Here is a 13,802-nt window from a genome sequence, read left to right on the forward strand (position 1 = left end):
CGAACCCACGTATCCAGCTTGGAAGGCTGGTGTTCTACCATTGAACTACACCCGCGCATCGTCGCTTCGGTGATTACCGATCGCTTGACCGCTGCAACGATGATTAGTATATAGCATACTGTTTTATTTGTCAACAGGTTTTTTTATTTTTTTTAATTTTTTTATTTATTGGATTTTTTATCAATACTCCCATACATTTGTGGCAGAAACCTGGGCCTTCGGTTTCTTGATCACAAGCTCCGGACTTTTTGCACTGACCTTGGTATTTGCAGGAATGGATTCTGTGATAAAGGTATTACCACCTATAATCGTATTCTCTCCTACAACCGTCTCACCACCGAGCACTGTGGAATTAGAATAGATCGTTACATTATCACGGATCGTCGGATGACGTTTTACATTGGCAAGCTGCTGTCCTTTTCTTGTAGAAAGCGCTCCCAGTGTCACTCCCTGATACAGTTTTACATTATTTCCGATCTCTGTAGTCTCACCTACAACCACACCGGTACCATGATCGATAAAGAAATACTCTCCGATGGTCGCTCCCGGGTTGATATCGATTCCTGTACGGCCATGAGCATATTCCGACATCACGCGCGGGATAAATGGGATTTCTTCTTTATAAAGAACATGTGCCAGACGATACACGTAGATAGCAAATAATCCCGGATATGAAAAAATGATCTCTTCCTTGCTCTTGGCTGCGGGGTCACCATCAAAACCAGCCTGTACATCTGTCAGAAGCAGTCTCTGGATCTCAGGAAGCTGCTCAAAAAATCCACAGGCAGTTCTGTCTGCATGAGCTGCTGCTTCTTCCGGTTCCTCTCCGTGATAAAGAAGTGCGATCTCGATCTGATTCTTCAATCTGTCATAAAGATCATTCAGTCTGTGTCCCACATAATACTCCGGAAATACGGTAGCACTGGTATCCGTACTGAAATATCCCGGAAATACAATAGATTTCAGATCTCTTACTATATCAATGATCACCGAACGGTTCGGCAGACGTCTACCGCTCTTCGGCATAAAAAGTTCTTCTGAAGCATAATTCTCAGTAAGACCCTTCGCCACTCTGAGAATCGCTGATTTCTTATCGCTCATAATTCCCTCCATTTCTGCACATCCACTTCTGTCTGTACACTTTATCTCATTATCATATTATAGTCTGGAAGATTCGTCAATAATACAAAAAAGAAAAGTTTTAAAAAAGATTGACCTTTCTCCGGATACCTTATATAATAATAAAGGTTTGCATCCGGAGATGTACCCAAGTGGCTGAAGGGTCCGCACTCGAAATGCGGTAGGTCGGGCAACCGGCGCGAGGGTTCAAATCCCTCCATCTCCGCTTTTCTGCCGATTTATGACAGGAAGAATTTTTATTTATATTTTATTATACAAAAAGCACTCTCATCTCTTGACAATTGTATATTTTATATGTATAATTGCAACAGTGATGAAAACACAATTTAATATAGGGGATTGGTCAAATGGTATGATAGGGGTCTCCAAAACCTTTGGTGGGAGTTCGATTCTCTCATCCCCTGCTATTAGAATCGCTGAAAAACCTTAATTAAGGATTTTCAGCGTTTTTTATTGTATGGCAGAAAAAGTGATCGCCCGGCCTGTCATATCAACATCCGGGCGATCACTTTTCAATATTTTACTTCTCACTGCATTCATATCGTGAAAATCTCTGCACGTATCCACATGCGCTTATCACTTCAGTTTCTTCAGATTATCCGGTCCAAATCCAAATGGCAACAGTTCCTTTAACGTAAAGATATCATATTTTTCTCTGCTGACTGCCAGTATGATCTGAAAGGTTTCCGGATCACAGAACTCCATCATAACCTGTCTGCATACTCCACAGGGTGCTGCATACTCTGTAGGAACACCATCCTTGCCGCCAACGATACAGATTGCCTGAAAGTCTCTCATGCCTTCACTGACCGCTTTGAAAAAAGCAGTTCTTTCCGCACAGTTTGTTGGAGTATAGGCAGCATTTTCTATGTTACACCCGGTATAATAGGTACCGTTTTTTACAAGAAGTACCGCCCCTACATGAAAATGTGAGTATGGCGCATAGGAATAGTCCATCTGTCTGATTGCCAGATCGATCATTTCTTTGATCTGTTTTTCTTCCATAGTTTTCCCACCTTTCCTGAATCAGGCATGTATACGTTATTCTTCTTTTTTCTGTGCCTGATCTGCACGGATCAGTTCACGGATCGCCTGTACTGCAACCTGGATTGCCTTATCGGTATCATGTACCACAGGATTATCCAAACCCAGCTTTTCTCTTTCCTGATTTGCAAGCACCAGGAAGCAGGAGCCCACACGTACTTTTAAATGGCTTGCCACTATAAAAAGAGCAGCGGATTCCATCTCCGACGCAAGACAGCCGAGACGTTTCCACGCTTCCCATTTATTCATCAGTTCATAGCTGACCGGCTTGGTTTCCGGCTCATGCTGGCCATAAAAGGAATCCTTACATTGTACCACACCTGTGTGGAATTCACATCCTTCTTTCTTTGCTCCTTCCACAAGTGCATTGATCACTTCCAGATTTGCCACTGCCGGGAATTCAATAGGTGCATACTCTTTGCTGGTGCCCTCCATACGGATCGCACCCGTTGCAACAACAATATCACCACTTTTTACCTCCGGCTGCATTCCACCGCAGGTTCCGATGCGTACAAATGTGTCAGCCCCGCACCGATAAAGCTCTTCCATTGCGATAGAAGCGGACGGTCCGCCGATTCCAGTAGATGTCACACTTACCTTCACTCCGTCCAGTGTTCCGGTGTATGTTACGTATTCCCGGTTATCTGCTACCAAAACCGGATCATCAAAATACTGTGCGATCTTTTTGCAGCGTTTCGGATCTCCCGGTAAAATAACGTAACGTCCCACTTCTCCTTTTGCTACCTGAATGTGATACTGTCTGTCCGCATCCTCTGAATAATTTTTCATGTTTGTTTCCCCCTTTCTCAGCTAACAGTTTCCCTATTCCTTATGAATAAAAAAAAGACTGCATTTTCATACAATCCAGTCCTTTATTCTTTTATTTTAACCTTGCTTCCCATCGATCCCTGCAAAACTGTATTGTCTTACATTACAGTCAGATTTTCGTATTTGCTCAGTCAATGTCAAACCTCTTTTGTCTTTATCCCATTATAACATAGATTCATTTTCTTCAAAAGCTTAATATAAACATGTTCCACAAACCACGGTTCTGTTGATCTCATCAATGCTTCTTCCGGTGAAAACCAGGCTACACCGCTGTTTTCATCTGCTTTTATGGAAACAGCCTCTTCTGAATCTGCCTCAAGGAGATATGTTAGGTTAAAGTGCAGATGGCTGGATACATATTTTCCTTTTTTCATATGACCGTCTACAGTCAGGGATTCCAGGGAAAAAATCTCTTCTGACACCGGACGAACATTGGAAATCCCTGCCTCTTCTTTTACTTCTCTGACAGCAACGGACAGTAAATCCGTCTCACCATCTGCATGTCCTCCAAGCCAGGACCAGGAATTGTATATGTTGTGATATACCATAAGGACTTTCGTCCGTTCTCTGTTTACTACCCAGGCAGAAGCTGTCATATGGGCTACTGCATTTTCCCTGGAAAAAGCATTCTCATTATTTCTGATCCAGTCCAGGATCAGGATTTTATCTTTTTCTTCCTGCTCATTGTATGGCTTGTATTTTTCTATCTGATCGATCAGTTTCTGGCGTGTTATCATTATGCACTCTATCTCTTTCTTAAATACCCATAAATGTATTTTTAGTCAAGCGGATAAAAGCATCCGCTTCGCTACTTGCTCATAACCGGATAACTGCTTCACAGTTTATCAGAAGGAGCTTGTAACTATCTTTTTTATTTAATACCCATCCTTTAACCGGACAATATTTTTTAATTTTTTTCCATTCAGATATCGTTCCATATTTTCCATGCAGATGTTCCAGATCATATCCTGGACTTCAGCGTTTCCACCGAAACTCGGGCCTGCAATGTGTGGAGTGATAAGGACGTTTTCCATATTCCAAAGAGGTGATGTCTCCGGCAATGGTTCTGTTTCAAATACATCCAGGACCGCTCCTTTTAAGTGGCCTTCCTCCAGTACTCTGATCAGGTCCTCTGTTGGAATGAGGCTTCCTCTTCCTACATTAACCAGAATTGCATCTTTTTTCATAGAATACAGCCGTTCGTAATTCAGAAGGCCTTTTGTTTCCGGTGTTCCCGGGAGACAGCCGATCACAATATCCGCTTTCTGAAGCTGCTGATCCAGCGCTGTCAGATCATATACCTCATCAAACTCTTTCATCTGCTGCAAATGCTCCGGGACTGCAGTTCTTTTTATTCCAGTCACATGCGTTTCAAACGCTTTCATTCTATGGGCAATATTTCTTCCTATATCCCCGGTTCCCAGGATGAGAATGTTTTTTCCATATATGGTTTCTGATGGTCTATTCTGTACCCAGAGGTGTTTCTGTTTGTTCTTCCAGTAGTTCGGAAGTTCACGGTACAGCGCAATAATATTCCCGATCACATATTCTGATATGATCTTTCCAAAAGCGCCGGAAGCATTGGTTAATGTAACTCCTGTCGGAAATGCTTTCATTTTTGTATATTTGTCCGCACCGGCCCAGGTCAGCTGGATCCAGCGAAGATTTTCTGCTTTCAGGATTTCTTCTTCCTCTGGCTCTCCGATCACTACTTCTGCTGCTGCGATCGCATCCTCAGTTTCTTTGCCCTGAAATGTAAATTCGCACTGATCTCCGAATTTTGTTGCAAACTGATTTTGAATTTCTGCATTGCATTGTGGTTTTAGTAAAACTTGTATTTTTTTCATGTTTTTCTCCGCAAATCATCTTTATCAGCTATATCCTACCATAATTAACAGCCATCTGCTATTATTTTCTGTTATTTCTGCCGCTGATATCTGGTCACTGCCAGGATCATGCAGACAAAAACTACCACAAACATAGCTTCCAGTCCAATGCCTTTCCACACCGATACAGCTGCCTCACCTGTTAGGTGGCTGTAACTTCCAAGAGTCTCATTTACGTTTTCATACCAGTACACAGGAAGAAACTGAGACACCTTCAGGACGTTTCTGTCCATAATGTTCATGGGAACAAACACACCACACAGAAAGCACATTCCAAGAGACAGGATATTTGCGATCCCGCTTAACATGTTGCTGTTTTTTACAAAAAGACCGATCAGATAGGAAAGTGAAAGTGCCACTGCCATCATTACCAGAGTGTTCAGTACATAGTATCCGAAATTTTCTGAACTGAGAAATGTTTTTCCATACATAAGGATAGCTCCAGCCATACCGATTCCCCATAAGCCCCCACCCATCACAAACATGGCCAGAAGCCCCTCCAGACTCTGTCGTCTTGCAGAGATCGCAGATGCCTGCATTCTCTTTGGTATATCGTCTTTTTTGAAAGCCATCAGAACATATCCCATCACATAGCAAAGTAATGCAAGAAACAGATATGGAATATATCGGAAATAATAGAGCCATCCGGACGTACCACTGTTTTCATCTGTATCCAGCATGGTGACTTCTCCTCTTTTTTTATCCAGGATCGCTGTTGCCGCTTCCTTCTGGGAAAAACCGGCTTTCAGATATGTCCGCATTGTATTCAGGCAGCTCTCAAGCTGTTGATCCACATAATATGCCGAATAAGATCCGGGCACCTTGGTCACAGAAATACTTTCGCCGTTTACCATACAGCTCTCATAAAAATCCTCAGGAATCACCACGATGTACTCCACATTTCTGTAAAAAAGCTCTTCCTGAAGCTTCTCCCTGTTATCCTCCAGCATGGTCACGTGATGCGTACCTTCAAGCCATTTTACCAGTCCTTCTGCAAGTGGTCCGTTGTCTTTATCCACCACTCCGATCTTTATTTTTTCGCTTTCATAGCTGGTATAAGTTTCCTTACCGGCCGCTGCCTGAAGTGCCATTGTCACTCCGAAAAAAATGCCCAGATACAGGAGGATCAGACCTGTATTTTTTTTCATGATCCTCATATAGCCTTTAAATACTGTCATAACGTTCCCTCCTGACCATGAAAAAGGATGCCATCACCAGCACCACGCACATTACCGCCAGTGTGATCAGATTTCTATAGTATCTGGTCATATCATCATATACATTGATACAGTAAAACGCATCTGAGATCAGTGATGCAGGATTGATCCGGTTCACAAACGGAACACTTTTTTCCACGATATCCTTCATATTTCCGTTCATCAGTCCGGCAAGAAAGCTGCTTACCATAGAGATTCCAAGCATGAGCCCGATTCTGACGCCTTCCTGCATTTTTCCGAAGCTGCCTATAAACATTCCCATAGATACACCAATGAGACTTCCGAAAAAAGATACCACCAGCATTTTTCCCATCTGTCCCTGAAAATCCAGATTGAGAATATACCGGAGATACAAGATCAGAATGATCACGTCCACATAGCCCAGAGCAAAAGATGTCAGCTGGTCTGTAAGGATCAGCTTCAGCTTGTGGGTCGGCGTTACACACCTTCTGGCTGCCAGAGGTGTGATATTGGCCTGAATCCCGATCGCAGAGCCAAATCCGATAAAGCATCCATACAGGCAGGCCATGGCGATCAGTGCGTAAAAGAACTGCACATTTCCGTCAATGGTCCGGCCGCCAAGAGAGACTTCCCTTACCAGGCTGTCGGAACTTAACAAGGATTTCATGGTTTCCATATCCATCTGCGGATTTTTTTTCATGATATTGGTGATGGTCGTTCTGGTGTTTTCACAGCTGTCGAGAACTGTCTGAAGGATACTTTCTTCTATTCCGGTTCCTGCTACTGTAAGGGAAGGTTCTTTTCCCACATAATAAATCCCTTCTACTTTTTTATCCTGCAGTGCTTCCAGCGCTTCCTTTTCCGACATTTCTTCTGCTTTTAAAAGATCCGGACTGCTTTTTTCCACTTCATCCAGATAGGTCATAAAAAACGTATCCGCAGAAGCTTCCTTCACCACTGCCACCGGAACCGTCTGAAAATCTGCCTCATTGATATTTCCGAATGCAAAATAGAAAAAAGTTCCAAGCACAAGCGGAAAGACCAGCGGCCAGAATACAATGTTAAAATTCCGGATCTTGGAAAGAAAACTGTATTTCAGTAAATGCAACATCTCCCATCCCTCCTAATCTCTCAGCTGTTTTCCGGTGATCTCCAGAAAGACATCATTTAATGTAGGCAATTCGGAAAAGACTCTTCCAAAAGAAATATCCTGGCTTTGCAGATAATTAAGAAGACGGATCAGGTTATGCTTCGCATCGGTACAGCGCACGACCAGCACCTGTTTTTTATACTGCACATCAAACACATGCTCCAGTGTGCGGATATCCCGGAGATTTTTTTCTTCTAGGGCAATGGCTTCTACAGTGATGGTCTCTCCTGTTTTGATCATCTGCTTCAATTCTTCCTTTGTTCCCTGAGCGATGACTCTTCCGTGATCCATGATGGCGATCCTGGTACAGATCTGCTCCACTTCTTCCATGTAATGGGATGTGTAGATAATGGTGGAGCCCTGGTGGTTCAGCGTTTGGATCCCTTCCAGGATCTTGTTTCTGCTCTGTGGGTCTACAGCTACCGTCGGCTCATCCATAATGATCAGTCTTGGCTTGTGGGCGATCCCGCAGGCAATGTTCAATCTTCGTAAAAGGCCCCCGGAAAGCTTCTTCGGGTACATTTTGCGGAAATCTTCAAGACCTGTAAATTCAATGGCATCCTCCACCAGCTCTTTTCTCCGTTTCCTGTCCCGTATGTAAAGGCCGCAGAAATAATCGATATTTTCCTGCACTGTCAGCTCATCAAAAACGGCTACATTCTGAAGCACGATCCCAATCTGTTCCTTGAGCTTATAGCTGTCCGGCTTCATCTCTTCTCCGAATATCTTTATTTCACCTCTGTCATATTTCAGAAGTGACAAAAGACAACTGATGGCCGTTGTCTTTCCCGAGCCGTTGGGACCAAGTAATCCGAAGATCTCACCCTCCCGGATATCCAGTTCCAGATGATTCAGTGCGGTAAGATCACCGTATCGTTTTACCAGATTTTCTATGTGGACCATACTCTGTGGCATATGTTTTCCTCCTTTTTTACAGTCCGTTAAGCAGGACTTTTATGTCTCTTTCGCAGAAATTCATATTTCTTCTATGATGCCATTATATCCTTTTCTTCTGTCTGCTCCAAGTGTTGAATGTCACCACCTGCGAATGACAAATGTCATGTCTTTTTCAGAAGGATAGATTTTTCTTTGCAGGGAAGGAACCGGTATATTATAATAAAGGCACATTGATTTCAGAAATTTGTGCAGCAAAAAGGGTTCTCCCTGAACAGGACACGATAATTTTAGCCGGTTATCTGCCTGACTTTCGGAAAAGGCTGTAATTCTGAGAAAGGAGGGTATATTTTTTATGCGTTATTTTACAGATTCCATACTATTGCTTTTATACAGTACTTTAACATTTTTTTATGTGCCTGCAGATCAGGCTCTTGTGTTTGCCCTCCTTTTTGCGGTGATCCTTTGCTGCATTACTTATCTGTGCAGGGTATGTAAAACAGAATCCTGTTCACACAATTCTTTGCCAGTATTGGAACCCGCCGGAAATATCATTCCGGTTCTTGCAGGAAGCTATGTGATCTTTGGATTATGTTCCCTGTGGTTTTCGGATCTTCTTCTGTTTTTCCCGCTGCTGCTGTATCAGACCTTATCTGCCGGGCTTTTTCCTCTGGCAGTGGCTGAGCTTCCACTTTGGGGATTTCTGGTTTTTCAGATCAATAGATTTCCGGCAGTTCTTTGTCTGCTTGGGATTTTTGGTTTCGTTCTCTCATTTTCTCTCTGGCTCTATGCCGGAAAATATCAGGCTCTTTACCAGGATTTTCATCAGATCCGGGATGACAGTGAGGAACATACGCTTCTTCTTTCTGAAAAAAACAAGGCACTTCTGGAAAAACAGGATTACGAGATTTATGCTGCTACATTGCGCGAGCGAAACAGAATTGCCAGAGAGATCCATGATAATGTGGGACATGTACTATCCCGTTCTATCCTTATGACTGCTGCCTGCAAAACCATCAACAAAAATGATTCTCTTGATCCTCTGCTTGGAAATCTGGAAGAATCCCTGAACGGTGCTATGAACAGCATCCGTTCCAGTGTACATGATCTTCATGACGATGCGATAGATCTGGAAGATGCCATAAAAGGACTTGTAAAGGATTTCACCTTCTGCCCGGTGAATCTTACTTATGATATGTCCAGGCAGATTCCAAGAGAGGTGAAATACAGTCTGATCAGTATTACAAAGGAAGGGCTTTCCAATGTGATGCGGCATAGTAATGCGGATTCTGTGGATATTCTTCTGCGGGAGCATCCTGCACTTTATCAATTGTGCATTGAGGATAATGGGACACCGGAAAATGGAATTCCGGATATTCAAACTGGATCAGACAGCAATAAGGCCAAAAATATTTCCGGTGGTATGGGACTGTCCAATATCCGTGACCGTGCAAAGGCGCTGGGCGGTACGGTCCAGATTACGCAGGAGAATGGTTTTCGGATCTTTGTGACGATCCCGAAATCTGTTTCTAATTGAATCAGACAGATATTTCTCACTTTGCCGGAAACCTTCCTGATTTGATCAAAGTACTTTCCCGGCATATTGGATCTGTCTGTTTTTTCTGATCTGTAAATTTACTTTTTATAACTCATAAACAGGAGATTTTGACATGAAAATTATAATCGTAGACGACGACTGCCTGGTTGCAGGAGCACTAAAAACCATTCTTGAAGCAAACCCGGATATCGAAGTGACTGCCACCGGCTCTGATGGTGAAGAAGCCTGCTCTCTGTACAGAGAGTATCTTCCGGATATTCTTCTGATGGATATCCGTATGAAAGGAATGGACGGACTGGAAGCGTCCAGAAAGATCCTGGGCGAATTTCCGGAGGCAAAAATTCTTCTTCTGACTACTTTTTCCGATGATGAATATATTGTAAAAGCCCTCCGCCTCGGCACAAAGGGTTATCTTCTGAAGCAGGATCATACCAGCATTCTTCCAACTCTTCAGGCGGTTTACTCCGGCCAGACCGTATTCGGCACAGAGATCATATCCAAAATCCCTGAACTCCTGCAGTCTTCCGACGGATTTGATTATGCTTCCAGAAACATCAGCGAACGGGAGCTGGATATCATCCGGCTGATTGCCAACGGATACAGCAATAAGGAGATTGCCGCAGAACTGTTTCTCAGTGAGGGAACGGTACGAAATTATCTCAGTTCCATTCTGGATAAACTGCAGCTGAGGGATCGAACTCAAGTTGCTGTTTTTTATTATCAGCATAAGTAAAAATCTCCTGCATCCAAATTCCTGTAAATATTTATTAATTTAATAGAATCGGAGGATTCCTCACAATGAACCGCTATCTTACTATCTATATCCCGAAAACAGCTGTTCCGGCACCTGTCTCCCTCTTTCTTCGCACGCAGGCAGGTCTTACAAAAAAGCAGATCAGCCAGGCTAAGTTCCGTCCCGGTGGTATCCGGAAAAACGGACAGCAGTGCCGGGTAACGGAAACCGCTTATCCCGGGGATCAGATCATAGTATGCCTGGAATCGAACGATGTGGATTCTGCCCAGCTGGAATCTTCATCCTTTACTGTCAATTTGTCCAATCACAATTTCCAGTTCTCCGCAGACGCAATTTCATATTCTGATTCCGTAGCTTCAGAATTTGCAGGTTCTGATGTCAATTCTCACAATTATCATTCACCGGCTACAACGTCACAGTTTCTTCCTGAGTTGGCGATCATATACGAAGACCAGGATATCCTCGCCATAAATAAACCTGCCGGGATTGTCACTCACCCTTCCGGTTCTCACTACAGTGACAGTCTCGCCAACCAGGTGGCTTCCTATTTCCGTTCCAAAGGAGAGCCTACCAAAGTCCGGTCTATCGGACGATTGGATAAAGAAACCTCCGGTATCCTGCTCTTTGCCAGGAACCAGACTGCTGCCGCCAGATTACAGAACCAGCGTGAAGAAGGGATTTCAGAGAAAACCTATCTGGCTGCAGTTTCCGGTTTCATGCCTGTGGATGAAGATGGAGCTTTTCACAGGATCTCCGTTCCCCTTGCACCTGACCCGGATAACCGTCTGAAAATGGTCGTATCCACAGATGGCACGCTTCCCGGAAGCAAACATGCAGAAACCCTTTATTCTGTTCTGAAATCTACCGGCCCTGACGCAGCAGCTCCGGCTTCTCTTGTAATGCTCCGTTTGAAAACCGGCCGTACCCATCAGATCCGTGTACACATGGCATCTCTCGGGCATCCTCTTCTGGGTGATTCTCTGTACTGTTTATCGGACATATCGAATCCGTTTTCCCGGGCTGCACTCCACGCATGGAAGCTTAAATTTCAACTTCCATTTTCAATTGATGAATCTGCTTCCGACACCCGGGCTTCCATGCATCATGACAAAAATGACAAAAAAGAAATCTCCCTGGAAGCACCCCTCCCGGAAGATTTCAAAAAATTCTATGAAACAATATTCTGAAGCCATACGCCTTTTTTTACAAGGATAAATCCAATGACACATTTCATCATATCCGCTGCCTGGACCATTGCGTAGATCACAAGTACAGGCAGACCTGTAAAACGGCTTAAGGTAAATGCGATCGTTACACTTACCACCCAGATAAACACACTGTCAAACAGAAATGTAACGATGGTCTTTCCACCGGAACGCAAAGTAAAATATGTTGCATGCAAGAATGCATTCTGCGGCATGAAAAATGCTGTGAGCATAATAAAATATTTCGCCAGAGTACGTGCCTCAGTATTGGTATTGTAAAGCCTTGGAAACAGTGGTGCCATTACAAACATCACAGCTGCCACGCAGGTACAGCAGAACACAGAAAATGCGATCATCTTATTGTCCGTATCTCTGGCTTCCTTCATCTTACCTGCCCCCAGAAGCTGTCCTACAACAATGGCTACCGAATCTCCAAGTGCGATAAATACGATATTAAATACATTGTTGATAGTATTGGAAATATTTAATCCCGCAACCACGTTCAGTCCACGGACTGAATAACACTGTGTCAGCATGGCCACTCCGGCTGCCCATAAAGTCTCATTCAGAAGCAGCGGGGTTCCCTTAATAAGTATCTTCTTTGTCAGGTTCGCCGGAACCTTTAATGTTGAATACAGACCCTGTGCAAAAATATTCTTTTCTGTATGCTTATGTGTCCAGCTCAGGACAATGCAGGCTTCCACATATCTGGAGAGCACTGTAGCAACAGCCGCACCTCTTACTCCCATTTCCGGGAATCCAAATTTACCATAGATCAGAAGATAATTAAATATCAGATTGATCAGCACTGCCACGATCCCGGCCTTCATTGGAAGTACGGTCTCACCGCATTCACGTAAGGTACTTGCATAGACCTGCACCATCATAAATGGCGGAAGTCCCAGAAGCATGATCCATAAATACTGTTTTCCATAAATAAGAGTATCCCTGATCTCCTGTGCGGTCCCGTCACCTTTTAAATACATGCTGATCAGTGAACCCCCTGCTGTCAGAAACAGTATAATAGTGATCGCTGTCAGAATCACTGCCATCCACAATTTATAACGAAGTGTCTGGCGGACACCCTCATGATCCTTCTGTCCGAAATACTGTGCTGTAAAAATTCCCGCTCCGGACACCCCGCCGAAAATACATAGATTATATACAAAGATCAGCTGATTGACGATCGCCGCTCCAGACATCTGTTCGGTACCGATACGACCGATCATAATATTGTCCAGAAGACTGACAAAATTTGTGATTCCGTTCTGTACCATGATCGGTACTGCAATAGACAGGACCATCAGATAAAACCTCTTATCTCCTACGAACTTTCGGAAAAAAGAAGATTTCTCTTTTACCTTCTCCATAAATTCTTCCCCCCTTGTTTTTCGTTTTTCTTCATCCAAAATTCTCCACAAAAAGGAGACTGCCCACCCGAAACAGTCTTCCCTTTCGTAAGCGTTGTAGCTACTACCTTACTACAAACTTCTTTTATTTTCAATAGTCTTTATAACGATAAATCTCCGTTTTTTTGTATCTTTTTACTCCACCATACGACTCTCGTCTGCAATATCCTGATCTTTGAACTTTTATTCCAGCTGTATCACAATTTCAGTGTCAAAGTTTTTCAAAGTGATCTAAGCCGGCAGAAAAAAGATCTGGATCGGCTGAATCTGGTGCTGAATTATATTTCTGAGAATTACAAACGGCCTATTTCTCTGGATGAGATTGCAGGTGTTGCTTATCTCCAGACTGGATATTTCTGCCGTTTTTCAAGAAAAAGATGGGGGTTACTTTTTTGGAATATCAGAATGAATACAGACTTTCTTTTATCTACAAAAATCTGATCAATACGAAAGACCCCGTGCATGTGATCCTAGAACGCTATGGATTCACCAATTATAAGCTGTTTCGACGGATGTTCCAGGAGCACTTCGGGTGCACACCTACGAAGGTGCGGGAGAATATGCGGAAATAACAGTACCTTCTCTTACACCATCCAGTCTTCCCGCAAATACGAAGGAAAGTACCGCAGCAATCACTGCCATGGATACGTCAAAACAGATCTTGGTTGTTCCGAAATTTGTTTTCTATGTGAGGATAACCATTTGACACTCCCCACAGCTAAAGCAGGGGGATTCTTGCTTCTCCCACTACTGCAT

The 13,802-nt window shown here is 43.5% G+C and carries 13 protein-coding genes and 2 tRNA genes; 6 read left to right on the forward strand and 9 right to left on the reverse strand.

Translation table 11 applies throughout. From position 1 onward, the window contains the following. Positions 1-180: 180 nt before the first annotated feature. Positions 181-1,101, reverse strand: coding sequence for a serine O-acetyltransferase EpsC (epsC, locus tag NE671_RS15375; protein WP_015524322.1), 921 nt, complete (start codon positions 1,099-1,101; stop codon positions 181-183). Between the two features lie 156 nt (positions 1,102-1,257). On the opposite strand from epsC, the gene NE671_RS15380 reads away from it, so the two are divergent. Together NE671_RS15380 and NE671_RS15385 are read left to right on the forward strand one after the other, a co-directional pair. Then, positions 1,258-1,345 (forward strand) — tRNA-Ser (locus NE671_RS15380). A 128-nt stretch (positions 1,346-1,473) separates the two neighbouring features. Further along, a tRNA-Trp gene (locus NE671_RS15385) sits at positions 1,474-1,544 on the forward strand. Positions 1,545-1,716: 172 nt separating this feature from the next. On the opposite strand, the gene NE671_RS15390 is transcribed toward NE671_RS15385, so the two are convergent. The 7 genes from NE671_RS15390 to NE671_RS15420 form a co-directional block, all read right to left on the reverse strand. After that, positions 1,717-2,145 (reverse strand): cytidine deaminase, encoded by a 429-nt coding sequence (locus NE671_RS15390; RefSeq protein WP_092071379.1) that lies wholly within the window; start codon positions 2,143-2,145, stop codon positions 1,717-1,719. Positions 2,146-2,181: 36 nt separating this feature from the next. Continuing rightward, positions 2,182-2,973 (reverse strand): uridine phosphorylase, encoded by a 792-nt coding sequence (gene udp / locus NE671_RS15395; protein ID WP_059085420.1) that lies wholly within the window; start codon positions 2,971-2,973, stop codon positions 2,182-2,184. Positions 2,974-3,149: 176 nt separating this feature from the next. Further along, positions 3,150-3,749, reverse strand: a complete 600-nt coding sequence (locus NE671_RS15400; protein WP_092071373.1) for an NUDIX hydrolase — start codon at positions 3,747-3,749, stop codon at positions 3,150-3,152. A gap of 138 nt (positions 3,750-3,887) precedes the next feature. Beyond that, complete coding sequence (locus NE671_RS15405; RefSeq protein WP_173740244.1) at positions 3,888-4,859, reverse strand: D-2-hydroxyacid dehydrogenase; 972 nt, start codon at positions 4,857-4,859, stop codon at positions 3,888-3,890. Positions 4,860-4,930: 71 nt separating this feature from the next. After that, the gene (locus NE671_RS15410) at positions 4,931-6,076 is read right to left on the reverse strand and encodes an ABC transporter permease (RefSeq protein WP_173740245.1); all 1,146 of its coding nucleotides are present in this window, start codon (positions 6,074-6,076) and stop codon (positions 4,931-4,933) included. Continuing rightward, a complete protein-coding gene (locus NE671_RS15415; RefSeq protein ID WP_022426839.1) occupies positions 6,063-7,187 on the reverse strand; it encodes an ABC transporter permease in 1,125 nt (374 codons plus the stop codon). The genes NE671_RS15410 and NE671_RS15415 overlap by 14 nt, the downstream gene beginning before the upstream one ends. Positions 7,188-7,199: 12 nt before the next feature. Beyond that, on the reverse strand, positions 7,200-8,129 hold the full coding sequence (locus NE671_RS15420) for an ABC transporter ATP-binding protein (protein ID WP_114001774.1): 930 nt from the start codon (positions 8,127-8,129) through the stop codon (positions 7,200-7,202). 346 nt (positions 8,130-8,475) lie between these two features. On the opposite strand from NE671_RS15420, the gene NE671_RS15425 reads away from it, so the two are divergent. From NE671_RS15425 to NE671_RS15435, 3 genes are all read left to right on the forward strand, one after another. Next, positions 8,476-9,657: a sensor histidine kinase gene (locus NE671_RS15425; RefSeq protein ID WP_173740246.1), complete on the forward strand. Its 1,182-nt coding sequence runs from the start codon at positions 8,476-8,478 to the stop codon at positions 9,655-9,657. A 133-nt stretch (positions 9,658-9,790) separates the two neighbouring features. Next, positions 9,791-10,411 carry a response regulator transcription factor gene (locus NE671_RS15430; protein WP_173740247.1) on the forward strand — a complete coding sequence of 207 codons (621 nt, stop codon included), beginning with the start codon at positions 9,791-9,793 and terminating at the stop codon, positions 10,409-10,411. 65 nt (positions 10,412-10,476) lie between these two features. Then, entirely contained in the window at positions 10,477-11,619 is a 1,143-nt protein-coding gene (locus NE671_RS15435) for an RluA family pseudouridine synthase (protein ID WP_173740248.1), read from the forward strand. Here the strand turns inward: NE671_RS15435 and NE671_RS15440 are convergent. Further along, positions 11,601-13,007, reverse strand: a complete 1,407-nt coding sequence (locus NE671_RS15440; RefSeq protein WP_044961660.1) for an MATE family efflux transporter — start codon at positions 13,005-13,007, stop codon at positions 11,601-11,603. The two genes, NE671_RS15435 and NE671_RS15440, sit on opposite strands and share 19 nt — an antisense overlap. 431 nt (positions 13,008-13,438) lie before the next feature. On the opposite strand from NE671_RS15440, the gene NE671_RS15445 reads away from it, so the two are divergent. Next, positions 13,439-13,618, forward strand: coding sequence for a helix-turn-helix domain-containing protein (locus NE671_RS15445; RefSeq protein WP_334297693.1), 180 nt, complete (start codon positions 13,439-13,441; stop codon positions 13,616-13,618). The last annotated feature ends 184 nt before the right edge of the window (positions 13,619-13,802 follow it).

The organism is Blautia sp. DFI.9.10 (genome assembly GCF_024461705.1).
GTDB classification, from domain to species: domain Bacteria; phylum Bacillota; class Clostridia; order Lachnospirales; family Lachnospiraceae; genus Blautia_A; species Blautia_A fusiformis.